The following is a 24395-nucleotide window of genomic DNA, read 5'->3' on the forward strand; positions in this document are numbered from 1 at the left end:
CCTGTCAGCCCACAGCCCGTCGCGGCGCGTCGGCACCCTCGCTGCTGTTCATGGCAAGATTGCGGACGCGCAGCATCTTGATGCGTCGCGGATCGGCGTCCAGGATTTCGAACTCCAGCCCGCTGGGATGTTTCAGCACCTCGCCAGGGGACGGCACGCGGCCGGCCATGGAGAAGACCAGCCCGCCCAGCGTATCGACATCCTCCAGCTCCTCCGGGGCGAAATAGCGGCCCAACTGAGCCTCGAAATCCTCCACCGGGATGCGGGCATCGACGTCCAGCGACCCATCGGCCCGTGGGGCCAGCGCGCTTTCCTTGGCGTCGTCATGCTCGTCTTCGATCTCGCCGACGATCTCTTCGACCAGATCCTCGATGCTGACCAGCCCGTCGATACCACCGAATTCATCCACCACCAGGGCCAGATGCTGGCGCTGCTGCCGCATCTTCAGCAGCAGGTCCAGCACGGGCATGCTGGGCGCCACGATCATGACCTCCCGCGTGATGCTTTCCAGGTCGTAAGGGCGGCTGCCGGCGACGCAGGTCAGCACGTCCTTGATATGGACCATGCCGATCACGTCATCCAGCTCTTCCCGGTAGACGGGCATGCGGCTGTGCGCTTCGTTGGAGAAGCGCATGATCAGGTCGGTCAGGGATATGTCCAGCGGCACGCCGACAATGTCGGCCCGCGGCACCATGGCATCGACCACGGTGCGGTGGCGCAGTTTCAGGATATTGGCGAGCAATGCCCGCTCCCCCTCCGCCATGGAGGGTTCGGTGGACCCTGTTTCCTCGATCAGTTCCTCGATGGTGTCGCGCAGCGTATCGCCGCCGCGCACCCCGAGGATCGACCGCAACCAGCCGCGCAGCTGCTGGGTGAGGGTTCCGTGTTCTTCGGCCCCGTCTTCGCGGGGCGATCGACTGTCGCTGAGGTCGGCCATCATCTTTCAGGGGTTATGGGGAAGGGTCCGGGGCTTCATCCCCGGGATCATCAGCGGCAGAGCCGCCATGATCATCAGGCGCACGATGTCCTTCCGGGCGCCCGGCATAAGGGTCGGCGATGCCGAGCCCTGACAGGATCTGGGTTTCCAGCCGTTCCATCTGTTCGGCCTCGGAATCCTCGATATGGTCGTAACCCAGAAGGTGCAGGACACCATGGGTCACAAGGTGGGTGAGGTGGTCCGTGAAAGGCTTGCCTTGTTCGCTTGCCTCGCGTTCCACCGTCTCGAACGCAAGAATCACATCGCCCAATAATACAGGAACGGCGGGCTCTGGCGACAGGAATTCCACATTGTCGTCATCATCGTCGTGAATAGCGATTTCCTCGACGTCGAACTCTTCATCCGCGCCATCTTCCTCACCTTCGTCGCCATCGCTTTCACCATCGGCGTACAGCGCGAAGGACAGGACGTTGGTGGGCTTATCCTTGGCCCGATAGTCGCGGTTCAGTTCCTGGACTGTGGCATCGTCGGCCAGGACCAGTGACATTTCCACCGGGCCGCCGGGCAGCCAATCCGGGTCCTGCGCGTCGGCCGCGATCAGGGCGGCGCGGGCTGCGCGTTCGCACAGGGACTCCACGTCCGGCACAGCGCCGTCCCAGCGGTCATCCTCGATGCTGATGGTGATGTCGACCTGATGGGGCATGGGTCAGATATCCTGTCCGGCGCTGTTGGCACGGGCCGCCGCGTCATAGGCGCGGACGATGCGCCCGACCAGCGGATGGCGGACCACGTCCTTGTCGGTGAATTCCACGAAGGACACGCCATCCACCCCGCGCAGGATGGTCAGCGCCTCCCGCAGGCCGGATTTCTGTCCGGATGGCAGGTCGATCTGGGTGACGTCGCCCGTCACCACCATGCGGCTGCCCTCGCCCAGTCGGGTCAGGAACATCTTCATCTGCATGGGCGTGGTGTTCTGCGCCTCGTCCAGGATGACGAACGCATGCGCCAAGGTGCGGCCGCGCATGAAGGCCAGCGGCGCCACTTCGATGACGCCCGTCTCCAGCCGCTTGGTCACCTGATCACCCGGCAACATGTCATGCAGCGCATCGTAGAGGGGACGCAGGTAAGGATCGACCTTTTCCTTCATGTCGCCCGGCAGGAAGCCCAGCCGTTCCCCCGCCTCCACGGCGGGGCGCGACAGGATGATGCGTTCGATCGACCCCTGCATCAGCAGGCTGACGGCCTGGGCCACGGCCAGATAGGTCTTGCCCGTGCCGGCGGGGCCCAGGCCGAAGACCAGTTCATTTTCCGCCAGCGCTTCCAGATAGCGGGCCTGGGTGGCGCTGCGTGGGGTGATGGTGCGGCGCTTGGTCTTCAGGCCCGCGCGCGGGTCCGACAATTGCGCCAGGGCATTGCCGCTGGCCTGTACATCGGTACTGATGGCCATGCGGGCGGCGGCGTCCACCTCCCCCGTGCCGACGGCCATGCCCGCCTTCACCCGGTCCCACAGGGCCAGCACGGCGGCGCGTGCGGCCTGGGCCGACTGGTCCCCGCCCGTGATGGACAGGACATTGCCGCGCGACACCAGCCGCACCCCCATCTGGTGTTCCAGGCGGGTCAGGAACTGACCATGTTCGCCGAACAGAAGGGGCAGAAGGCGATTATCGTCGAACGACAGTTCCAGATTGGTCAAGCGTGTGCCTCCACCGCCGGTGCCGCGGCGGTCTGGGTGGTGGTCTCATGGGTGACGATGCGGCCCGACAGGCTGTTGGCAAAGGCCCCCTCGATGGCGACCTCCACCATCTGCCCCATCAGGCGGGCCGGCGCCTCCGCATGGACGGACTGCATATAGGGGCTGCGGCCCAGCAACTGCCCCTCGAACTTGCCGACCCGGTCGAACAGCACGGTCAGGGTGCGGCCGACCAGGGTCTGGTTGAAGGCCACCTGCTGGGCGTTCAGCAATTGCTGCACCGCCTGTAACCGGTCATCCTTCACCTTCTCCTCCACCTGCCGCCCTTCCAGGGACGCAGCGGGGGTGCCGGGGCGGGCTGAATATTTGAAGCTGTAGGCCTGGGCGAAGCCGATATCGGAGATCAGGCGCAGCGTGTCGGCGAAATCCTGGTCCGTCTCACCGGGGAAGCCGGTGATGAAGTCCGACGACAGGGCCAGATCGGGCTGTGCTGTGCGCAGCCGGTCAATCAGGCGCCGATAATCATCGCCCGTATGCTTGCGGTTCATGGCGGCCAGGATGCGGTCGCTGCCCGATTGCACCGGCAGATGCAGGAAGGGCATCAGTTGCGGCACCTCGCCATGGGTGGCGATCAGGTCGTCATCCATGTCGCGCGGGTGGCTGGTGGTATAGCGGATGCGTTCCAGGCCCTCGACCTCCGCCAGCGCCCGGATCAGGCGGCCAAGGCCCCAGACCTTGCCGTCCGGCCCGTCGCCATGAAAGGCGTTGACATTTTGGCCCAAGAGCGTGATTTCCTTCACGCCATGGCCGACCAGCCGCTTGGCCTCGGCCAGCACCTGCGCCACGGGGCGGCTATATTCCGACCCGCGCGTATAGGGCACGACGCAGAAGGTGCAGAACTTGTCGCAGCCTTCCTGCACCGACAGGAAGGCGGCTGGGCCCTGCGGCTTGGCGCTTTCCTCGGGCAGCAGGTCGAACTTGCTCTCCACCGGGAAGTCGGTATTGACCACGCCGCCGGCCCCGCGCACGGCGCGCGTCACCATCTCCGGCAACTGGTGATAGGTCTGGGGCCCGAACACCATGTCGACATGCGGGGCGCGCATCATGATCTCGGCCCCTTCGGCCTGGGCCACACAGCCGGCCACGGCCACGACCATGCGCCCGCCCTCCGCCGCCTTGTCATTCTGCAACAGGCGGATGCGGCCCAGTTCGGAATAGACCTTTTCCGATGCCTTTTCGCGGATATGGCAGGTGTTCAGGATCACCATGTCGGCGCCGTCGGGCGTATCCGTCGGCTCATAACCCAGCGGCCCCAGGACATCGGCCATGCGGTCGCTGTCATAGACATTCATCTGGCAGCCATAGGTCTTGATGAACAGCTTCTTCTTCAACGCCGTCACCCCGGTACCGGGGCCTTTCCGCATGACAAAGGGCGCGGGGTGGCAAGAGCCAGCCGCTTAACCGGGCAAAGATAGGGATGTGCGGGCCAGAGTCAACGTTGCAGCACGGATGGGCGGGGGCGATGGGGGTGCATGGGGTGGGGCGGTGCCGGGCCGCAATCGGCGACAACGCTCAGCCCGCCTCCATCTCCTGCCGCATCTGGTCCATCAGGGCCGGCAGGGCATCCGCGATAATTCCCGGCAGGTCCGCCCCCGTCAGTTCCCGCCAGGTATCCGTCACTACCTCCAACCCCAGTATCCGGGTCAGACGGGCCAAATGCCGGGGGGCGGCCCCCGTCTGCGGGCTGGGAAAATCCGGGAACAGGGCGATCGACCGCAACGTCCATGTCAGGGCCGGCCCCGGTTCGTTCCGCACCAGATGCAAATGCCCCATCTGGGCATAGGTCATGGCCAAGTCCGGGCGGTTGCCCAACGCTTCGTTAATGGTCAGCGATTGGCGATACCAGTCCGCCGCCGCCGCCCAATCACCGGAAAGCTGCGCCACAATGCCAAGCTCATGGTAGCTGGCCGCCATGCCCCGCCGGTCGCCCAGTTCCAGCTTGATGGCCAGCGATTGGCGACACCAGTCCGCCGCGGCGGTCCAATCACCAGAACGCTGCGCCAGCATGCCAAGCTGATGATAGCTGACCGCCATGCCTGACCGGTCACCCAGTTCCTGCCGGATGGCCAGCGATTGGCGATACCAGTCCGCCGCATCCGCTAAATCACCGGAACGCTGCGCCTCATTGCCAAGCTGATGGTAGCTGGCCGCCATGCCCGGCCGGTCGCCCAGTTCCTGCTTGATGGCCAGCGATTGGCGATACCAGTCCGCCGCCGCCGCTAAATCACCAGAATCCTGTGCCACTATGCCAAGCTGATGGTAGCTGACCGCCATGCCCGGCCGGTCGCCCAGTTCCTGGTCGATGGCCAACGATTGACGATACCAGTGCGCCGCCGCCGCCAAGTCCCCGGAATCCTGTGCCACCCTACCAAGCTGATGCAGGCATACCCCAAGCTGTCGACGGGCGGGGTGGCCCGCTGCCACCAGCAGATCTCGATGACCGTCATAAATCCGCTGGGCGGGATCAAGATCGCCTTGGCTAAGCTTTGAGTTGGCTGTCTGACCGGTGACAAACAACCACAGAGCACAGGGTGTGCTGCCCCAGACCGGGGGCAGACCGGATGCCCCCTCCGTTGCCAGCCGTGCGCGGTCCAGCCAGCCTTGCAGTTCCTGTCCCCAACCCTGGTTGGTGAGATAGAGCGACAAGGGTTGCAGCATGGCTTGTGCCGCCTGCCAATCCCCCCGGTCCAGGGAAAGGGCCAGATAATGGCCCAGGCTGCGGCGCAGCAGGGACAGCAGGTGGAAGGCAATCTCCGCCCCCTCTCCCCTGATCATCTCATATAGGGCAGCGGCCACTTCCGCGTGCGCCGTCAGCATCGCCGCCTGTGCCGCTGCCTGTTGCCCGGTGAAATCTGCCCCGGCCCGCGCCCGCCAGTCGGCCAGCAGCAGGGCGGGCAGGGCGGGATGGATGTGGTAAATCAGCCCGTTGATGGGGCTGAGCAGGCCGACCGCGGTGGCCGCGTCCAGCATTTCCCGCCAGCTTTCGCTATCCACCCCCTGCCAGGGGGCGGGCATCGTCGCCTCTTTGCAGGCCGCGTGCAGCAAAACCAGATCCGCCACCCCCTCCATCAAGGCCAGCAGCGACAGGCAGTTGCGTGTGTCGGTCGGCAATTGGCCCAGGGAATAGGCGGCGCAGGCCTCCAGACTGGCATGACGGGCAGGACCGTCGGTGATGGTGGCCGGCAGCGGCACCTGACCGCGCAGCCCGGCCAGCAGCGTAGCGGCGTCATGATGGGCCAGATGCGGCAGGATCAGGCGCATGCCCAACGGATAGCCGTTGAGATATTCCATCAGGTCGGCAAGGGCGGGGTGCCGGCGGCGGGATGCGGCGGCGGGATGCGGGGCCAACAGGATATCGGCATATTCCGTCGCCTCCTGCCCCGTCAGGCCCGGCAGTTCCAGCCGGTGCAGCGGGCCCAGCCATTCCTCCGGCGTGCGGCTGGTCAGGATCAGGGTGCTTTGGCCGCCCTGACGCAGGGCCGCAATGAAGGCGGTGATGGCGGCCCGTTCCTCGTCTGCCAGCGGCTTGGTCACCCCCTGCGGGTCGGGCATGGAATGCAGGGTTTCGACATTGTCCCAGACCAGCAGGCAGCGCACCTGTCGCAGCGCTTGCAGCAGCCTCGCCGTCCGCTGTTCCGGCTGTGCGATCCGGCTGAAATCCGTTCCCAGCAATTGCAGGCCGATGGCATTCACCACGCCATCCAGGCCGAAACTGGCCAGACCCGGTTCAAAGGCGTGAAAGAAGACCCCGCCCTGCGGGTCCAGCCCGCCTGTGTCCCGCCACCAGCGGGCAAAGGCCTTGGCCAGTTCGGTCTTGCCCCCGCCGCCCGGTCCATGGATCAGGGCCACCCGCTCCCGCTGCAGGGCGGTTTCCAGGGTCAGGAACGCCCCATCCCGGCCCACAAATTGGCCGTCGCGCGGGGCCAGGACATCGGGAAGGTTGCCAACCTCCTCCCCTGACGCCATGGCGGCGCGGATGGCCCGCAGACGGTCGGCGACCGTGCCCTTCAGCGCCTTGCCCTGCAGGTGCGGGAACTGGATAGGTGTGCGCGCGTAATGCACAGGCACCAGCCAGTCCTGCAGGGGCATGTCCTGTTTCAGGCTGGGGCGCAGGTTGGCCTGGTGCAATTGCCGGCGACCGGCAGCGACAGCGGCGGAAACAGTCTTGCCGGCGAACAGCGCCTCATAAAAGGCGGCAATGAACTCCGCCGCGGCCCGGACATAGACGGAATGGCTCATCGCCACCACAGAGGCCACGCCCGCCTGGATCAGGCGGGTGGCCAAGGCCGCCTCTGGCCCCGCGCCGCCGGTGATGGTGGCCGACCGGCAGGCGTTCAGCAGCACCAAGGGCACCTTTCCCTGTTCCACCGCCAGGGCCATATCGGCCGCCGACACCAGATGTTCCCCACCATTTTCCCTCTCGAACAGCAGATAGCCCTGGGGGCCGCCATCGCGGAACTGATCGGGCGCATATCCAACCGGGGCCGTTGTGCCGAAAGTGCCATGCCCGTCGAAATGCAGCATGTGGAAGGGGGCGCCCTCATCGGCCGCCTGTTTCAGCCGCCGGGTCATGGCCGCCAGCGTGGGCGGGCGCAGCAACTCCACCTCCACCTCGCCCGCCACTGCCGTCAGCTTCTCCATCAACGGGCGGGCCACGGAGCGGAAGCCGACATCCCCCAACCCGGCGGGGCGGGAAATGACCAGCAGCACCCGCAGCTTTGCCCCTGCCGGGGTCGCGAAGCTGGGGGCCGGTGGGGCAAAGGAACGGTCCACCGATGGCAGGGCCAGGGCCAGGGGGGCCGCCGCCTCGGGATCGCGCAGCAACTCCCACGGCAGGCCCAGGAAGGCCGGGTTGGCGGAAATGATCAGCAGGTCGGGCTTGTCCGCCGCCGCCATCGCTTCCCCATAGACGCGCATGGCCTGGGGCGATGCCCCGAAGGTGGCCCGGAACAGGGCTTCGCCCCAGGGCCGCAGCTTGTCGGCAATTTCAGAGCCGCGCGTCTGGTACACCGCCACGGGAATGCGCAGGTAATCCTCCAGATACCAACGCAAATCCTCCAGGTCTTCATCGGTCAGCGGCAGGGTGAAGGGAATGGGCCCCCCCGCCGGCTCCGGCACGAAATGGGTCGGTCGCTGCAACGCGATTTGGATTGTGCCGTCGCCCTGGTCGGTGAGGATCAGCCGGTTATTCGTCATGGCTTCCCCCCTCAGACGCGGATGTCGAGGCGGGAGGTGACCTGACGCACCGCGCTGCCGACTGCCGCCCTGGCCGGCGGTTCGGGCGGCAGGCGTCCTTCCCGCTGCAGCCGGTCGATCACCCGACGTTCCACATCCTCGGCCGTGGGGGCGCCGCCGGCCTTGCGCATGTCATTGTAAATGGTCCAGGCAAATTGCGCCGCCGCCAGGATCAGCCCGGCCAGGGCGATGGCGGTATCCGCGTCGAACTGCCGGGCCGGGGGTGGTGGCGCCCCATCGGTGGCCAGCAGCACCTCCAGTTCCATGCCCACGGCATCAGGGAAGGTGGCGGCAGTGGCCCGGGCGGCATCGGCAACAATCATATCCACGAAAACCTCCTGTGGGTTTCGTGGATCAGGCTATTACGCGTTCAGGCTGTCAGCAAGGGTCGGTACAACGAAATGCAGGTGCTGTTGCCTCACTCCTCAATCGGCTTGTACCGGGCCCGATAGGCGGCTTCTTCCGCCGCCATGCCTTCTTCGGCGCGGCCTTCCTTGATGATGGTCAGCAGGGCGTACAGCACTTCCTGCACACCCTGGCCGGCGGCGCCGGACATCACCAGCACGGGCTTTTTGGCCGACCGGCGCAGCTTGGTGCGCTTGAACTCGATCTCTTCGTCCGTCAGGGCGTCGACCTTGTTCAGGACGACGATCTCCTTCTTGTCGGCCAGGCCGCCGCCATACATGCGCAACTCGCGCCGGATGGTGCGGTAGGCCAGCTGCACATCTTCCTGCGTGCCATCGACCAGATGCAGCAGCACGCGCGTGCGTTCCACATGGCCCAGGAAGCGGGTGCCCAGGCCGTGGCCTTCATGGGCACCTTCGATCAGGCCGGGAATGTCAGCGATGACGAATTCTTCCTCGCCGGCCTTCACTACGCCCAGGTTGGGGACCAGCGTCGTGAAGGGATAATCGGCGATCTTGGGCCGGGCGCGGCTGACGGCGGCCAGGAAGGTGCTTTTACCGGCATTGGGCAGGCCCAGCAGGCCGGCATCGGCGATCAGCTTCAGCCGCAGCCAGACCCAGCGCTCCTCTCCCGGCCAGCCGGGGCCGAAATTGCGCGGGGCACGGTTGGTGCTGGTCTTGAAATGCTCGTTGCCGAATCCGCCGTCGCCGCCCTTCAGCAGCACGATGCGCTGACCGACCTCGGTCATGTCGGCGATCACCGTCTCCTGATCCTCGTCCAGCACCTGGGTGCCGACGGGCACGCGCAGCACCGCATCCTCGCCGCGCGCGCCGGAACGGGAGGAGCCCATGCCATGGCCGCCGCGCTTGGCCTTGAAATGCTGCTGATAGCGATAATCGATCAGGGTGTTCAGGCCGTCCACAGCCTCGATCACCACGTCACCGCCGCGCCCGCCATTGCCGCCATCGGGGCCGCCGTTGGGGATGAACTTCTCCCGCCGGAACGCCACCGCACCGGGACCGCCATCCCCGCTCTTCAGGAAAATCTTGCACTGGTCCAGGAACTTCATGGCGGCACCGACTTAACAACAGAAACGGGAGGCCCCCAGGCCGGCGACCGCCGGCCCGCGCCCCCATGGGCGCGTAAGCCAAGGGCGCGGATGCGCCCGCCCGGCGCCTGAGGGAAGTGCAAAACTTCAAACAAAATCGGGGGAACGGTTGCCCGCTCCCCCGACCCGACAGAACTCTCACACCGGCCGGGGCCGGCGGACAGACCTTACTCGGCAGCCACAGCGGCCTCTTCAACGACGATCTCGTTGACGGCCACGAACGTGCGGCCCTTCAGACCGGTCTTGAATTCAACGCTGCCGTCAACCAGGGCGAACAGCGTGTGATCCTTGCCGATGCCGACATTCTCGCCAGCATGGAACTTGGTGCCGCGCTGACGGACCAGGATGTTACCGGCCAGAACGATCTGACCGCCAAAGCGCTTGACGCCCAGACGGCGACCAGCGGTATCGCGACCGTTGCGGGACGAGCCGCCTGCCTTTTTATGTGCCATGGACTTAACTCCTCACTGAAGCTTCAAAAAGGCGCTCAGGCCTGGATACCGGTGATGCGCAGCACCGTCACTTCCTGACGATGGCCGTTCTTCCGGCGATAGTTCTGGCGGCGCTTCTTCTTGAAGATGATGATCTTGTCGTTGCGGTCCTGGGCGACGACGTCAGCCGTGACGACCGCATTGGCCACCAGGGGCGAACCGACGGTGGTGGTGCCCTCGTTGCTGACCAGCAGGACTTCGTCCAGCTTCAGGGAGGCACCAGCCTCACCGGCCAGCTTCTCAACCCGAATGACGTCGCCGGCCGCGACCTTGTACTGCTTACCGCCGGTGCGGATGACTGCGAACATTCTAACCACCACTTCTTAAAGATCCGGGAACCCCCGCCAATGGGGCGGCCCCTTCCATTCTGCCGCAAAAAGGAATACGGCAGCCGAACCGGCTCCGTTCCCAGAGGCGGCGGAATATACCTGTCCGAGACGGGCTGTCAACCGGGAACCGACTCTTTTCCTTGGGCTTTCACCCCCCGGAGCCTGCAAGGGTGGGGTCCACCCGCCGCATGGGCACCCTTATATAATGTAGGGTCGACATTAAAAAGGGGTGTTGCACTTCCCCAAGGCTTTGTGTAGGTTCCCCGCCACTTCGCCAGGACGCCCCGGACTGACCCCCGGACCCAAGCGCGGCGAGGTCATGCGGAGAGGTGGCGGAGTGGTCGAACGCGTCGGTCTCGAAAACCGAAGTACCCGCAAGGGTACCGTGGGTTCGAATCCCACCCTCTCCGCCATTTATTTCCTCTGAAAATTTCAAGCCGAATATGCGGTACGATCAACCGATCGGCTACGGCGCGGCTGTACTGGCGTCACCTTTTCGCTGTCAACCGTGCTGTAGGGCAGCGTCTGCCGTTCAGCGGCGAATCTTGAACCGTGTGCGCTGTTTCGGCGTTCGGGGACCCCGGTGGATTTACGGGGGCGCGTGCCCCCGGGGCCACCATCTCTCCCCAACAACGCTGACATTTCCCTCATGGCGCCAGAGATGCGAAATCAAAGCTGGCGCGTCCGGCTTCGGCTTCTCCCGCTTTGTCGGGGCCCAGGGCCGTCTTGGCGTCAGTTAGCAGCTTGTTCAGAGTGTTCCCGAAGACCAACCGGGCCTTCAACGGACCGACCTCCGCCTGAATCTGCTGAAGCAAGATATAGGCGGTGCGGGGATCGGGCGGCAGCGGACTGTTAGGCGTGGGCAGCAGACGGACCGCAAGGTTGAACATTGCCCGCGGCTCCTTCTGCGCAGCCGCCTTGCGAGTCCAGAGGATGAAGGTCTCCTGATCCTCTGCAAACAGATCGGCAGCCGGCAACCGTCTGTCCATGTTATGGATGGTCGCGTAATTGTGCTGTGACGACGGATATCCGGACTCCGCTGCGACCAGCAGGCTGCGCTTCAGGAAGGCGGCTGTCGTTGCTCGTGGTGTCGTCAACGCCTCCGACACCTTGTCGAGATTGTCCAGGATCTTCAGGTTGAGGGCATCCGCCTGGGCTTGGTTGACTGTGTCGCCGTCCAGGCATCGTTTCAGTGCACCGAGATAATTATCCTGCTTGTCGCCCTTCAAGGCGAGAGCCCAGCCTTCCAGGGCGATGATCTTGTCACAATCCACCCCCTTGCTGGCTTTCTGGGCTGCCCGTTGCTGACAAAGCTGCTGGGCCTTGTCCAGAGCTGGGCCCATGTCCTTAGTGCTCCAGGAATTGTGAAGAACCTCGAAGGCCCCCACCACGGCGGCGTTCTGATCGGACAGCTTGATATCGATCTCGGGCATCTTTGCATATTTCGCCTTGATCGTGACCAGCGGCCCCTTTTCCAGATCAATGATGGCGAGATGACCCATTACTGAGGGATGAATGCTGCTGATATGACCGGTTACATTCTGACCGTTCACGGACATGTCGACATCCTTGCCCGTCACTGCGTCGAGCCTTTCAACTGCGGCATAGCTCAAGGCAGTGAAGAATACAGATGCGGCGTCGCAGGATGCACCATCGACAATGACATGCAGGCGGTCGCCCCAAGTGACGTCGCCCGGTACCGAGGCGACGGCGCCGACGCCGAGTGTAAAGGTGGCGCGCCAGCCCTCCTGTTCCTGCGCCAGTGTCGGCAGGGTGGCCAGCGTCGCGGCCAGGAGCAGCGAGAGGCCGTAGGCAGGAACGTACCGCATTGTGTCACCGGTCGGCAGCTGTGTGATGAGGGCGACAGGATACCTGATTTTCGTGAATATTACAGGCATGGGTTGTGTTGTGGTGGCAAAGTCTCATGCCGCGGCGTCAAAAAGATAACGGCGACCCGCCCCAAGGGGAGTCGCCGTCAGTCAAGATCAAATCTATCGGTGTTGGCTTGGCGTGTTACAACTGATCACACCAGATCGAACCGGTCCAGATCCATCACCTTGGTCCAGGCGGCGACGAAGTCACCCACGAATTTCGCCTGCGAATCGCTGCTGCCATAGACCTCCGCCAGGGCGCGCAGCTGGGAGTTGGAGCCGAAGACCAGATCGACGCGCGTGCCGGTCCATTTCACCGCCCCATTGGTGCGGTCGCGGCCTTCGTAAAGGCCGGCGCTGCCGGCGATGGGGTTCCAGCCGGTGGACGCATCCAGCAGGTTGACGAAGAAATCGTTGGTCAACTGGCCGGGCCGGCGGGTGAAGACACCGTGCGGTGCGCCATCCGTGTTGGCCCCCAACACCCGCAGGCCGCCGATCAGCACCGTCATTTCCGGTGCGGTCAGGGTCAGCAGCTGCGCCTTGTCGACCAGCAACTCCTCCGCCGAGACGCTGTACTGCGCCTTCTGGTAATTGCGGAACCCGTCTGCCGCCGGTTCCAGAACCGCGAAGGAGGCCGCGTCCGTCTGTTCAGCCGTGGCATCGGTGCGGCCCGGCGTGAAGGGCACGGTGACAGGGTGGCCGGCATCGACCGCCGCCTTTTCCACCGCCGTGACACCGCCCAGCACGATCAGGTCGGCCAGTGACACTTTCTTGCCGCCCGTCGCACCGGCATTGAAGCTGGACTGGATGCCGGTCAGCACGTCCAGAACGCGGGCCAGTTGCGCCGGCTGGTTGACGGCCCAGTCCTTCTGCGGGGCCAGACGGATTCGGGCGCCATTGGCCCCGCCGCGCTTGTCCGACCCGCGGAAGGTGGAAGCGGACGCCCAAGCTGTGGCCACCAGTTCCGAGACCGTCAGGCCAGAGGCCAGGATCGAACTCTTCAGGGCCGCGATGTCGGTGGCATCGATCAGGGCATGATCGACCGCCGGCAGCGGGTCCTGCCAGACCAGGTCTTCGGCCGGCACTTCCGGGCCCAGATAGCGGGCCTTGGGCCCCATGTCGCGGTGGGTCAGCTTGAACCAGGCCCGCGCAAAGGCATCGGCGAACTGGTCCGGGTTGGCATGGAAGCGGCGGGAAATCGCCAGATAGGCCGGATCGGTGCGCAGGGCCATGTCGGCCGTGGTCATCATCGGCGCATGGCGCTTTGCCGCGTCATGGGCGTCGGGCACGGTAATGGCCGCGGCCGGGTCCTTGGGCTTCCACTGGTGGGCGCCGGCCGGGCTCTTGGTCAGTTCCCATTCGTCATAGCCCAGCAGTGTGTCGAAATAGGAATTGTCCCACTGCGTCGGTGTCGGGGTCCACGCCCCTTCGATGCCGCTGGTGATGGTGTCGCCGCCTTTGCCACTGCCGAAGCTGGACAGCCAGCCCAGGCCCATCGCCTCGATGGGCGCGGCCTCGGGCTCTGGCCCGACATGGGCGGCGTCGCCGGCGCCATGGGCCTTGCCGAAGGTGTGGCCGCCGGCCACCAGGGCCACCGTCTCCTCATCATCCATGGCCATGCGGGCGAAGGTTTCGCGGATGTCGCGGGCCGAGGCCAGCGGGTCCGGCTTGCCGTTGGGTCCTTCCGGATTAACGTAGATCAGGCCCATCTGCACGGCGGCCAGCGGGTTGTCCAACTCCCGATCCCCGCTGTAGCGCTTGTCGCCCAGCCAGGTATCCTCGTTGCCCCAATAGATATCCTCTTCGGGTTCCCAGACATCGGCGCGGCCGCCGCCAAAGCCAAAGGTCTTGAAGCCCATGGATTCAAGGGCGACATTGCCGGCCAGGATCATCAGATCGGCCCAGGAAATGGCCTTGCCATATTTCTGCTTGATGGGCCAGAGCAGGCGGCGCGCCTTGTCCAGGTTGCCATTGTCGGGCCAGGAATTCAGCGGCGCGAAACGCTGCGTACCGGTGGAGGCGCCACCGCGGCCGTCAGCCGTACGATAGGTGCCGGCGCTGTGCCAGGCCATGCGGATGAACAGCGGCCCATAATGGCCATAATCGGCGGGCCACCAATCCTGGCTGTCGGTCATCAGCGCGGTCAGATCGGCCTTCAGGGCGGCATAGTCCAAGCCCTTGAACGCGGCGGCATAATCAAAGCCGCCGCCGAACGGGTCGGACAGGGCCGTGTTCTGATGCAGGATCTTCAGGTTCAACTGGTTGGGCCACCAGTCCCGATTGGACCGGCCCGCGAACGTGGCGTTGGGGCGGGCGCCGTGGCCGAAGGGGCATTTGCCGGCACTGTCCGCGTGATGTCCGTCCATTGTCTTCTCCATCTCGATTGGGCTGGCTTGGGGGAAAGCGTGCAGGGGCGGGGACGCGCAGCCGCCGCTGGGGCGGGTGCCGCGGTTTCCCGGTCATCTCATCTGGTGCGCAGGCGAAGCAGGGGGCATCGGCCCCGGATCTTTTCATCGCGGCCGTGTGGAGTTCAGTTTCCGGTCACCGCCGCTGACACTCCCTTGTACCGAACCAGCATAATAAGTTTAAGTTGGATTTTCTGATCGATAAGATAAGTTATAATTATGATCAACGTGACGCTGAAGCAGCTCCGCTATTTTGAAGCCCTGGCCCGGCTGGGTCATTTCGGAAGGGCGGCGGATGCCTGCGCCATATCCCAGCCCGCCCTGTCCATGCAGATCAAGGAGCTGGAGGGGGTGCTGGGCGCGCCGCTGCTCGAACGCGGTCCAAAGCAGCTTTTGCTGACCGGTCTGGGAGAGGAACTGGTGGCGCGCGCGCAGGCGATCCTGCGGTCTGTGGATGAACTGGGTGATCTGGCCCGGGCGGCGCGTGACCGGCTGGCGGGGCGGCTGCGCATCGGGGTGATCCCGACGGTGGCCCCATATCTGCTGCCCCGCATCATCGGGGCGCTGACCCGCCTGCATCCGGGCCTGGACATCCATGTGCGGGAGACGCAGACGCGGCGGCTGTTGGAGGAATTGGCGGAGGGGCGCCTTGATACGGCCATCGTGGCCCTGCCTGTATCAGAACCGTCCCTGACGGAGGTGCCGCTGTTCGATGAGCGGTTCCTGCTTGTCCGCCCTTTGAGTGATGTGGACAAGCCCGTGCCGGAGCCGGACGCGCTGCGGGAAATGCGGCTGCTGCTGCTGGAGGAGGGGCATTGCTTCCGCGACCAGGCCCTGTCCTTCTGCAATCTTCAGGCGACGGCCCCGCGGGAGATCATGGATGGCAGTTCGCTGTCCACATTGGTGCAGATGGTGGCGGCCGGCATCGGCGTCACCCTGATCCCGGAAATGGCCGTGCCCGTGGAAACGCGGTCGGCGGCCGTCGCCTGTGCCCGCTTTGGGGCGCCGGAACCGTCGCGCACCATCGGCATGATCTGGCGCCGGACCAGCCCGCTGACCAAGCAACTGACGGACATCGCCGCGACGGTGCGTCAACTGGCAGAGGCGGCACCAATCCCCGCATAGCGGCAATATTCCTTCGTGCATTGACCATGCGGCTTTCCAAAAAGCATAAGGCAGCAGGTCATTTGCCAGGATGGTTGCCATGGGTAAGGCGGGTTCGCAGCATCTGGGATCGGCGCGGCGCCTGATCGTCAAGATCGGGTCGGCACTGATGGTCGATGCGGCCACGCATCAGATCCGCCGCGAATGGCTGGATTCGGTGGCCGACGATGTGGCCGCCCTGCGGGCGCAAGGGGTGGAGGTGGTGATCGTCACCTCCGGCGCTGTTGCCTGTGGGCGCGAGCATCTGGGGCTGGTCGGACGGTCGCTGAAGCTGGAGGAGAAGCAGGCAGCGGCGGCCACGGGCCAGATCCGCCTGGCGCATGCCTATCAGGAGACGCTGGCCCGCCACGGCATCACCGTGGCCCAGGTGCTGCTGACCCTGGACGACACAGAGGATCGCCGCCGCCATCTGAACGGCCGTGCCACCATCGAAACCTTGCTGAAGCTGGGCGCCGTCCCCGTCATCAACGAGAATGATACGGTGGCGACGGCCGAAATCCGCTTTGGCGACAATGACCGGCTGGCCGCCCGCGTGGCCCAGATGATCAGCGCCGATACGCTGGTCCTGCTGTCCGACATTGATGGTCTCTATACCGCCGACCCGCGCAAGGACCCGGACGCCAAACATATCCCGCTGGTGCATGAGATCACGCCGGAGATCGTGGGCATGGCCGGCGAACCGCCGCCGGGCTACAGCAGCGGCGGCATGGTGACCAAGATCGTGGCCGGGCGCATCGCGCTGGCCGCCGGCTGCCGCATGGCCATTGCCATGGGCAAGCGCGCCAACCCACTGGCAGCCCTGGTCAAGCCCGTGTCGGAAGGCGGGGCGCTGGCCACTTGGTTCGTGCCCAATGCCGAACCGCGCACGGCGCGCAAGCGCTGGATCGCCGGGTCGCTGAAGCCGCGTGGCACGCTGGTGCTGGATGCGGGTGCGGTGAAGGCCCTGGAAAAGGGGGGATCGCTGCTGCCCGCGGGGGTGCGGGGCGTCGACGGGGAATTTGAGCGCGGCGATCTGGTGCTGATCCAGGGACCGGATGGCCGCACCGTCGGGCGCGGCCTGTCGGCCTATGGGGCCGAGGATGCCCGTGCCATTGCCGGCCGGCGCAGTGCCGAGATCGAGGATGTGCTGGGTTATCGCGGCCGCGACGAGATGGTGCATCGCGACGACCTCGTCCTGGGTTGATGGCTTGGCTATAGTGCGGGCGCTTCCCGCCTGAACCGGAGTCCGCTTCATGACCGACACCCCCACGGCTGCCCTGCTGATCATCGGCAACGAGATCCTGTCGGGCCGCACCCAGGATGCCAACCTGGCCTTCATCGCCAAGCATCTGGGCGGGCTGGGCATCCGTTTCCGCGAGACGCGGGTCGTCCCGGACGAGGAGGCGGAGATCGTGGCGGCCGTCAACGCGCTCCGCGCCCGTTACACCTATGTCTTCACCACGGGCGGCATCGGCCCCACCCATGATGACATCACGGCCGAATGCATCGCCAAGGCCTTTGGCGTGCCCCTGATCCGCAATCCAGAGGCCGTGCGCCGGCTGGAAAAGCACTATGCCGGCACCGGCCTGCTGAACGAGGCGCGGCTGCGCATGGCCAACACGCCGGATGGGGCCATCCTGATCGACAATCCCGTGTCGACGGCGCCGGGCTTCCAGATCGGCAATGTCTTCGTCATGGCCGGCGTGCCGGTCATCATGCAGGCCATGCTGACCGGCATCGGCGACCGGCTGGTCGGCGGTCCCGTGGTGCGGACCAAGACGGTGGCATCCAACATTCCCGAAGGCAGTTTCGCCGATGCCCTGCGGACCCTGGCAGCCGAACATGCCAGCATCGATATCGGCTCCTACCCCACCTTCCGCCAGGGCCAGATCGCCACGGCCCTGGTGCTGCGCGGCACCGACACGGCGGCCCTGGACGCGGCAGTGGAGGCCGTGGTCGTCCTGCTGCGGTACTTGGGCGGGACGCCCAGCGTGTTCGATGGATACGGGGAATGAAACCACACCGCCTGTATAGGCGATGCTGGATGGCCTGATCCGGAGAAGCGTGATTATCTTGGTGCCAGTTCGGGTGCTGGATCAGATTGAATGCGCGCAATATATCGTCGTGGCGTCATGGGGATGCTGTTGGCTGCCGGATTGGCGCCGATCCGCCATGTTCCCGGCCAACCCCGCCCCCTGATCTGCGGTATCATGGATTCGCCCCCCTGGGTGCTGCGTGCGGGTCCGCAGCGCGGCATTGCCGTCGACATGCTGGAGCACTTGTCCAAACTGTCCGGTGTGCCGATCGAGGTGCAGCCGGGGCCGCCGGCCCGGCTGACCATGGCCCTGCGTGAAGGACAGCTCGACCTGCTGGCTTTCCTGCGCCAGCCGGCGCTGGAGCCGTTCGCCGTTTCCCTGGGAACTTTGGCCAAGGTGGAACTGGGCTATCTGACGCGTATCGGCTTTGTCCCGAACAGCGAGGCGGAGTTCGAGGATCGGGTTATCGGGTCCGTGCGCGGTGGCGGCATACCGGGTCTGATGGACGGGCTGCCGCCCGGCCCGCGCGTCGATCTGCGCGACGTGGCGCAGGGGCTGGTAATGATGCTGGGTGGTCGCCTGGATGCGGTCCTGGGCAGCCGCATGGCAATCGAATGGCATATCCGTCAGGCCGGCCTGAACCGCAGCCAGTTCGGCACCTTCCTGGCCGTGAAGACAGAGCCGATCATCATGTATGCCAGCCGCACCCGCCCTCTGCCTGAAGACACCGTCGCCCGGCTGAAGCGGGCCCTGCACAGGGTGGAGGCGGGGCGGAGCAAGCTGGAAAAGCCCTATATCGCAGACAGGTCGGCCGGAGAGCCTATCCCCGATAGGGCGCTTCCAGACCGGCAGCCACGAAGTCGATGACGCGGTTGGCGACTGCTTCCAGGTCGTCCAGCTGGCACAGGCCCCCCGACAGCGTTTCCAGCCGCTTCATGTCAGTATAAAGCGAATGCTGCACGCCCATGATGAAGTGCAGCCGCCAGTAAACTTCCTGCTGCGGCAGGTGGGGCAGGGCACGGGCCAGCGACAGGGCAAAGCGCTGCAGGTGCCCCACTTCCTTGTCCAGCATCTCGCGCGCTTCCGGCGGGCCTTCACCACGGGCAAAGGCCACGAACTGGTTGTAGAGCGCCAGGCGGGTGGAGGTGAAGGAATAGCGGATGGCCGGCAGCACCAGGGCGCGCACAATCTCCCGCACCGACGGAGTGCCACCGCCGGCCTGTTCCTCCGCCTCGCGCAGCAGGCGGGCCCGTTCCCGGTTCAGCGCGATGGCCCCGCGCCGGAAGGCGGCGATCAGCAACGCGTCCTTCGACCCGAAATGGTAATTCACCGCTGCCAGATTGACGCCGGCCGCCTGAGTCAGCTCCCGCAACGAAACGGCGGCGTAGCTTTTCTCCGCGAACAGCTTCTCAGCCGCGTCCAGGATCACCTCCTTGGTGTCCTGCCGCGCGTTGGCACCGGTTTCCCCGGCCCCGGCCAGTTCCACGTTGGCCTTCATCCTGTTCCACCCCGTTGCGATAACCCCGGCCTGTCCACGGCCGGATTGTTGTTGGTCCGTATCAAACGGCTGTTTCTACATTAGCCGTGCCGACGGCCCACGCCAACAGCCCTGTTTTGACCCAAAAACGCATGGCTGACGTTACGTAAGCCGGTCCATCGCTCATGGGTTGACTTAAACAAGCGTTTGAACCTAGCATGCCCCAACGACAATCGCCAAAGCCCGTGTCCAATGGCGCGGCAACAGGGGGAATGCCAGATGTCAGAGCTGCCCGTCCGCTATGACCGCCAGGGGGCGGTCGGCATCGTCACCGTTGACAAGCCGCCGGTGAACGCCCTGTCCCGGGCCGTGCGCCAGGGCTTGATCGACCGGTTGACAGAGGGCTTCGCCGATCCGGCCGTGACGGCGCTGGTCATTGTCGGGGCCGGGCGCACCTTCATCGCCGGGGCCGATATCGTTGAATTCATCACCGGCGGCATGGGGGAGCCGGATCTGAACGACCTGAACGCCCTGATCGAGTCGGGGCCCAAGCCGGTGATCGCCGCCATCCATGGCACGGCGCTGGGCGGCGGGCTGGAAGTGGCCCTGTCCTGCCATTACCGCGTGTCGGTGCCCAAGGCCCAGATCGGTCTGCCGGAAGTGAAGCTGGGCATCCTGCCCGGCGGTGGTGGCACACAGCGTCTGGCGCGGCTGGTCGGCGCCAGGACTGCCATCGAGATGATCACCACGGGCGCCTTCCTGTCCGCCTCCAAGGCACTGGCGCTGGGCATCATCGACCATATCGGTGAAGGGACCGATCCGCTGGCCGTGGCGCTGGATTTCGCCGCCCGCCTGCCCGAAGGTCCGCACAAGCGTACCCGTGACCGGGAGGAGAGCCTTGCCGCCGACCGGGATACGCCCGTGTTTGAGGAGGCGCGGGCGGCGCTGGCCAGATCGGCGCGCGGCCAGTTCGCCCCGCAGCGCTGCGTCGACGCGGTGGAGGCTGCCTTCACCCTGCCCTTCGATGAAGGGCTGAAGCGCGAGCGCGAGCTGTTCATGCAATGCATGGCGTATGATCAGGCCAAGGCCCTGATCCATGTCTTCTTTGCTGAACGCGCCACGTCCAAGATCCCCGACCTGCCGGCCGACACGGCCCCGCGCAAGATCGCGCAGGTGGCCGTGCTGGGCAGCGGCACCATGGGTGGCGGCATTGCCATGTGCTTTGCCAATGCCGGCATCCCCGTGCGCCTGCTGGACCTGGACCAGGCGGCACTGGACCGCGGCATCGGCGTCATTGCCAAGAACTATGCCGGTACGGTGGCCAAGGGCAAGCTGGCCCAGGCGGAAATGGACAAGCGCCTGTCGCTGATCCGCCCCACCACCGATTATGCCGATCTGGCCGATGTCGACCTGATCGTGGAGGCGGTGTTCGAGGATGCGGACGTGAAGGCCAAGGTCTTCCGCCGCCTGGATGAGGTGGCCAAGCCGGGCGCCATCCTGGCGTCCAACACCTCCACCCTGGATCTGGACGCTATCGCCGCCAACACCAGCCGCCCGGCCGATGTCATCGGCATGCATTTCTTCAGCCCGGCCAATGTGATGAAGCTGCTGGAGGTGGTGCGCGGCAAGCACACGGCGCCTGACGTCATCGCCACCGCCATGGGCATCGGCAAGCAGATCGGCAAGGTGACCGTGCTGGTCGGCAATTGCGACGGTTTCGTCGGCAATCGCATGGTGCAGTACTATGCGACGGAGGCCCAGCGCCTGGTGATCGAGGGCGCGTCGGTGGAGCAGGTGGACAAGGCCGCCCTGGAATTCGGCCTGGCCATGGGTCCGTTTGCCATGGGTGACCTGGCCGGGCTGGACGTGATGGGCTTCATCCGCGCCCGCCGCGTGGCCGCCGGCCTGATCTATGGCACGCCGCTGTCCGACCGCATCGATCCGTCGCGCAAGGGACAGAAGAACGGCCGCGGCTGGTATCGCTATGAACCCGGCAACCGCACGCCGCTGCCCGATCCGGAAGTGACGGCGATGGTGGAGGCCTATCGTGCGGAAAAGGGCATCACGCCACGCACCATCAGCAATGACGAGATCGGCAAGCGCCTGATCTACACGCTGGTGAATGAAGGGGCGCGCATTCTGGAAGAAGGGATGGCGCTCCGGGCCGGGGATATCGACATCGTCTATATCTACGGATACGGCTTCCCGGCCTGGCGCGGCGGCCCCATGAAGTTCGCCGAACTGTCGGGGCTGGACAATGTTCTGGCCGATATCCGCCGCTATCACGCTGACGCCGTGGCGGCGGGTGATGCCGACGGCGCCTATTGGGAGCCGGCTCCGCTGCTGGAAAAGCTGGTGGCAGCGGGGAAGAAGGGGTTTGGGTGAGGTCGCCAGCACTCCCCTATCCGTCATTCCCGCGCAGGCGGGAATCCAATCGACAGATCGGGTTATGGATCCCCGCCTTCGCGGGGATGACGGTTGACATCAGCCGGTTCCCATACCCCCGCTCCCAAGGACACCCCCGTCATGACCGCCATTTTTGAAATGACCCCGCGCGCCCGCGATCTGCATGAACGCGTGACCGCCTTCATGGACGCCTATATCTACCCCAACGAAAAGGCCCTGTCGGCGCAGGTGGCCTCCGGCGATACGCGCTGGAAGCCGCTGCCGCTGCTGGAGGATCTGAAGCAGAAGGCCAAGGATGCGGGCCTGTGGAACCTGTTCCTGCCGGAATCGGAACTGGGTGCCGGGCTGACCAACCTGGAATATGCGCCGCTGTGCGAGATCATGGGCCGCAGCCATTGGGCGCCGGAAGTGTTCAACTGCTCCGCCCCCGATACCGGCAACATGGAAGTGCTGGTTCGATATGGCACGGAAGAACACAAGGAGCGCTGGCTGAAGCCGCTGCTGGCTGGCGAAATCCGGTCCGCCTTCGCCATGACGGAACCGGATGTCGCCTCCTCCGACGCCACCAACATTGCCACCTCCATCATCCGGGACGGCGATGAGTATGTGATCAATGGCCGCAAATGGTGGACCAGCGGCGCCAGCGATACGCGCTGCAAGATCATGATCGTCATGGGCAAGACCGACCCGGACGGGACAGACCGCCATCGTCAGCAATCGATGATCCTGGTGCCGGTGGAAACGCCGGGTGTCACCGTGGTACGGCCGCTGCCCGTCTTCGGCTATGACGATGCGCCGCACGGCCATTCGGAGGTGCGGTTCGAGAATGTGCGCGTGCCCGTCACCAATATCCTGAAGGGCGAGGGCTGCGGTTTCGAGATCGCGCAGGGCCGCCTGGGGCCGGGCCGTATCCACCATTGCATGCGCCTGATCGGGGCGGCCGAACGCGCGCTGGAACTGATGTGCAAGCGGCTGATGACCCGCGTGGCCTTCGGCAAGCCCATCGCGGCCCAGTCGGTCTGGCTGGAACGTGTGGCCGATGCCAGGATCGAGATCGATCAGGCCCGCCTGCTGACCTTCAAGGCCGCGCACATGATGGACACGGTCGGCAACAAGGTCGCCAAGGCGGAGATCGCCATGATCAAGGTCGTGGCGCCCAACGTGGCCTGCAAGGTCATCGACATGGCCATCCAGGCCCATGGCGGCGGCGGCGTCTGCGACGACTTCCCGCTGGCCTGGGCCTATGCCAACGCCCGCACCCTGCGTCTGGCCGACGGTCCGGACGAGGTACACCGGTACCAGTTGGGCCGCATGGAACTGGGCAAGTACCGGGGGTGATAAGATGACTGGTGGGCGGGGGTTACCCGCCCACCGTCGTCGTCAGGGTCTGGTCGCCACGCTGGACGGCAATGGTCCAGCGGCGGACCTGACCGCCCAGGGCCGCATCCAGGTCGCCGACGCGGCGGATATCGCGGTCATTCACCCGCAGCACCACGTCGCCCGGTCGCAGTCCCAGTGAGGCCGCCGGGGACCCGCGGCCCACATCCAGTACCACCACGCCGTCGCTGGCCCCGTCGAAGCGCAGTTCCTCCACCAGGGCGGGGTTCAGATTGGCGACCTTGGCGCCTGACAGCGGCGTGCGGCCGGCCAGCACCGTTTCCTGACGCGGCGGATCTTCCGGTGGGCCGATCAGGCGCAGGGACAGGGTCTGCTCCTTGCCCTGGCGCAGGACGGTGACATTGGTATTGCCGCCCACGGCCAGCGTGGCGACGCGGTAGCGCATCGAATCGGGATCATCCACCGCCTTGCCATTGACGGACGTCACCACGTCGCCCACGCGCAGGCCCGCCTGTTCGGCCGGCCCGCCCTTGCGCACCTGGTTGATCAGCACGCCCGCCGGGCGCGTCAGGCCCAGGCTGGCGGCGATGTCGCTGGTGACGGGCTGACCACCGGCCCCGATCCAGGGCCGGACCAGCTTGCCGCCATGGCGCACGGCGTCCACCACGGTGCGCACCATGTTGGCCGGGATGGCAAATCCGATGCCGATGGACCCGCCCGACCGGCTGTAGATGGCGGTGTTGATGCCGACCAGCCGCCCGTCCATGCCGATCAGTGCGCCACCGGAATTGCCGGGATTGATGGCGGCATCGGTCTGGATGAAGAAATTATAGTCGGAAATGCCCACGGCCGTGCGTGCCACGGCCGACACGATGCCACTGGTCACCGTCTGGCCCACGCCGAACGGGTTGCCGATGGCCAGGACCAGATCGCCGACTTCCAGATTGTCGCTGTCATGCATGTCCAGCACGGGCAGCTTTTCCTTGCCCGGATCGATGCGCAGCACGGCCAGATCGACCTGTTCGTCGATGGTCACCAGCTTGGCCGCGAATTCGCGGCGGTCGGACAGGACGACCGTGATCTCGTCACTGTCCTTGATGACATGGGCGTTGGTGACGATCAGCCCGTCCGCGCCCAGGATCACGCCCGACCCCAGGCTGCTTTCCACCCGTTCGCGCGGGATGCCGGACAGCGCCTCGCCGAAGAAGCGCTGGAACAGGGGGTCCTGGAGAAGGGGGGAGATGCGCTGCTGCACCCGCCGCTTGGTGTAGATATTCACCACGGCCGGCCCCGCCTGCTTCACCAGCGGTGCGAAGGACAGCGAAATCTCCGCCCGCGACGCCGGCACGGCCTGGGCCAGGGCGGCTGGCAGGGGGGCGGCAAGCAGGGCGGCCAGTGACAGGACCGTCAGGGGACGCAGAACCTTGATCGTCATCTTCTATCCCGAACCATGGATCGACGCGG

At 65.6% G+C, this 24395-nt stretch carries 19 protein-coding genes and 1 tRNA gene; 7 read left to right on the forward strand and 13 right to left on the reverse strand.

The features are described from left to right. Positions 1-4: 4 nt before the first annotated feature. From ACODTW_RS24585 to rplU, 9 genes are all read right to left on the reverse strand, one after another. A complete protein-coding gene (locus ACODTW_RS24585) occupies positions 5-937 on the reverse strand; it encodes a hemolysin family protein (protein WP_488948776.1) in 933 nt (310 codons plus the stop codon). 13 nt (positions 938-950) lie between these two features. Beyond that, entirely contained in the window at positions 951-1640 is a 690-nt protein-coding gene (gene ybeY / locus ACODTW_RS24590; RefSeq protein WP_488948777.1) for an rRNA maturation RNase YbeY, read from the reverse strand. Between the two features lie 3 nt (positions 1641-1643). Then, positions 1644-2630, reverse strand: coding sequence for a PhoH family protein (locus tag ACODTW_RS24595; RefSeq protein ID WP_488948778.1), 987 nt, complete (start codon positions 2628-2630; stop codon positions 1644-1646). After that, positions 2627-4051 carry a tRNA (N6-isopentenyl adenosine(37)-C2)-methylthiotransferase MiaB gene (miaB, locus tag ACODTW_RS24600; RefSeq protein ID WP_488948779.1) on the reverse strand — a complete coding sequence of 475 codons (1425 nt, stop codon included), beginning with the start codon at positions 4049-4051 and terminating at the stop codon, positions 2627-2629. The genes ACODTW_RS24595 and miaB overlap by 4 nt, the downstream gene beginning before the upstream one ends. 148 nt (positions 4052-4199) lie before the next feature. Next, positions 4200-7883 (reverse strand): CHAT domain-containing tetratricopeptide repeat protein, encoded by a 3684-nt coding sequence (locus tag ACODTW_RS24605; protein ID WP_488948780.1) that lies wholly within the window; start codon positions 7881-7883, stop codon positions 4200-4202. A gap of 11 nt (positions 7884-7894) precedes the next feature. Then, a complete protein-coding gene (locus tag ACODTW_RS24610; RefSeq protein ID WP_488948781.1) occupies positions 7895-8251 on the reverse strand; it encodes a hypothetical protein in 357 nt (118 codons plus the stop codon). Positions 8252-8340: 89 nt separating this feature from the next. After that, entirely contained in the window at positions 8341-9396 is a 1056-nt protein-coding gene (gene obgE, locus ACODTW_RS24615) for a GTPase ObgE (protein ID WP_488948782.1), read from the reverse strand. 206 nt (positions 9397-9602) lie between these two features. After that, the gene (gene rpmA / locus ACODTW_RS24620) at positions 9603-9887 is read right to left on the reverse strand and encodes a 50S ribosomal protein L27 (protein WP_488948783.1); all 285 of its coding nucleotides are present in this window, start codon (positions 9885-9887) and stop codon (positions 9603-9605) included. Between the two features lie 35 nt (positions 9888-9922). Continuing rightward, positions 9923-10234 carry a 50S ribosomal protein L21 gene (gene rplU / locus ACODTW_RS24625; protein WP_416573164.1) on the reverse strand — a complete coding sequence of 104 codons (312 nt, stop codon included), beginning with the start codon at positions 10232-10234 and terminating at the stop codon, positions 9923-9925. Between the two features lie 344 nt (positions 10235-10578). On the opposite strand from rplU, the gene ACODTW_RS24630 reads away from it, so the two are divergent. Then, positions 10579-10668, forward strand: a tRNA-Ser gene (locus ACODTW_RS24630). 234 nt (positions 10669-10902) lie between these two features. Here the strand turns inward: ACODTW_RS24630 and ACODTW_RS24635 are convergent. Both ACODTW_RS24635 and katG read right to left on the reverse strand, forming a co-directional pair. Next, entirely contained in the window at positions 10903-12084 is a 1182-nt protein-coding gene (locus tag ACODTW_RS24635) for a hypothetical protein (RefSeq protein ID WP_488948784.1), read from the reverse strand. Positions 12085-12278: 194 nt separating this feature from the next. Continuing rightward, positions 12279-14492, reverse strand: coding sequence for a catalase/peroxidase HPI (gene katG, locus ACODTW_RS24640; RefSeq protein WP_488948785.1), 2214 nt, complete (start codon positions 14490-14492; stop codon positions 12279-12281). A gap of 258 nt (positions 14493-14750) precedes the next feature. Here katG and ACODTW_RS24645 point away from each other — a divergent pair, with 258 nt between their 5' ends. The 4 genes from ACODTW_RS24645 to ACODTW_RS24660 all read left to right on the forward strand — a co-directional run bounded on the left by ACODTW_RS24645 (position 14751) and on the right by ACODTW_RS24660 (position 18577). Beyond that, the gene (locus tag ACODTW_RS24645; RefSeq protein WP_488948786.1) at positions 14751-15656 is read left to right on the forward strand and encodes a hydrogen peroxide-inducible genes activator; all 906 of its coding nucleotides are present in this window, start codon (positions 14751-14753) and stop codon (positions 15654-15656) included. 79 nt (positions 15657-15735) lie between these two features. Then, positions 15736-16878, forward strand: coding sequence for a glutamate 5-kinase (gene proB / locus ACODTW_RS24650; protein ID WP_488948787.1), 1143 nt, complete (start codon positions 15736-15738; stop codon positions 16876-16878). A 49-nt stretch (positions 16879-16927) separates the two neighbouring features. After that, positions 16928-17689, forward strand: a complete 762-nt coding sequence (locus ACODTW_RS24655; protein ID WP_488948788.1) for a competence/damage-inducible protein A — start codon at positions 16928-16930, stop codon at positions 17687-17689. Between the two features lie 195 nt (positions 17690-17884). After that, positions 17885-18577 carry a substrate-binding periplasmic protein gene (locus ACODTW_RS24660; RefSeq protein ID WP_488948789.1) on the forward strand — a complete coding sequence of 231 codons (693 nt, stop codon included), beginning with the start codon at positions 17885-17887 and terminating at the stop codon, positions 18575-18577. On the opposite strand, the gene ACODTW_RS24665 is transcribed toward ACODTW_RS24660, so the two are convergent. Beyond that, the gene (locus tag ACODTW_RS24665; RefSeq protein ID WP_488948790.1) at positions 18531-19208 is read right to left on the reverse strand and encodes a TetR/AcrR family transcriptional regulator; all 678 of its coding nucleotides are present in this window, start codon (positions 19206-19208) and stop codon (positions 18531-18533) included. The two genes, ACODTW_RS24660 and ACODTW_RS24665, sit on opposite strands and share 47 nt — an antisense overlap. 258 nt (positions 19209-19466) lie before the next feature. Here ACODTW_RS24665 and ACODTW_RS24670 point away from each other — a divergent pair, with 258 nt between their 5' ends. Then, complete coding sequence (locus tag ACODTW_RS24670; RefSeq protein WP_488948791.1) at positions 19467-21572, forward strand: 3-hydroxyacyl-CoA dehydrogenase NAD-binding domain-containing protein; 2106 nt, start codon at positions 19467-19469, stop codon at positions 21570-21572. Between the two features lie 141 nt (positions 21573-21713). After that, the gene (locus ACODTW_RS24675) at positions 21714-22931 is read left to right on the forward strand and encodes an acyl-CoA dehydrogenase family protein (protein ID WP_488948792.1); all 1218 of its coding nucleotides are present in this window, start codon (positions 21714-21716) and stop codon (positions 22929-22931) included. Between the two features lie 22 nt (positions 22932-22953). Here ACODTW_RS24675 and ACODTW_RS24680 read toward each other — a convergent pair whose 3' ends face one another. Further along, the gene (locus tag ACODTW_RS24680; protein WP_488948793.1) at positions 22954-24366 is read right to left on the reverse strand and encodes a DegQ family serine endoprotease; all 1413 of its coding nucleotides are present in this window, start codon (positions 24364-24366) and stop codon (positions 22954-22956) included. Positions 24367-24395: the final 29 nt, after the last annotated feature.

This window comes from Niveispirillum sp. FG148 (assembly GCF_057809655.1).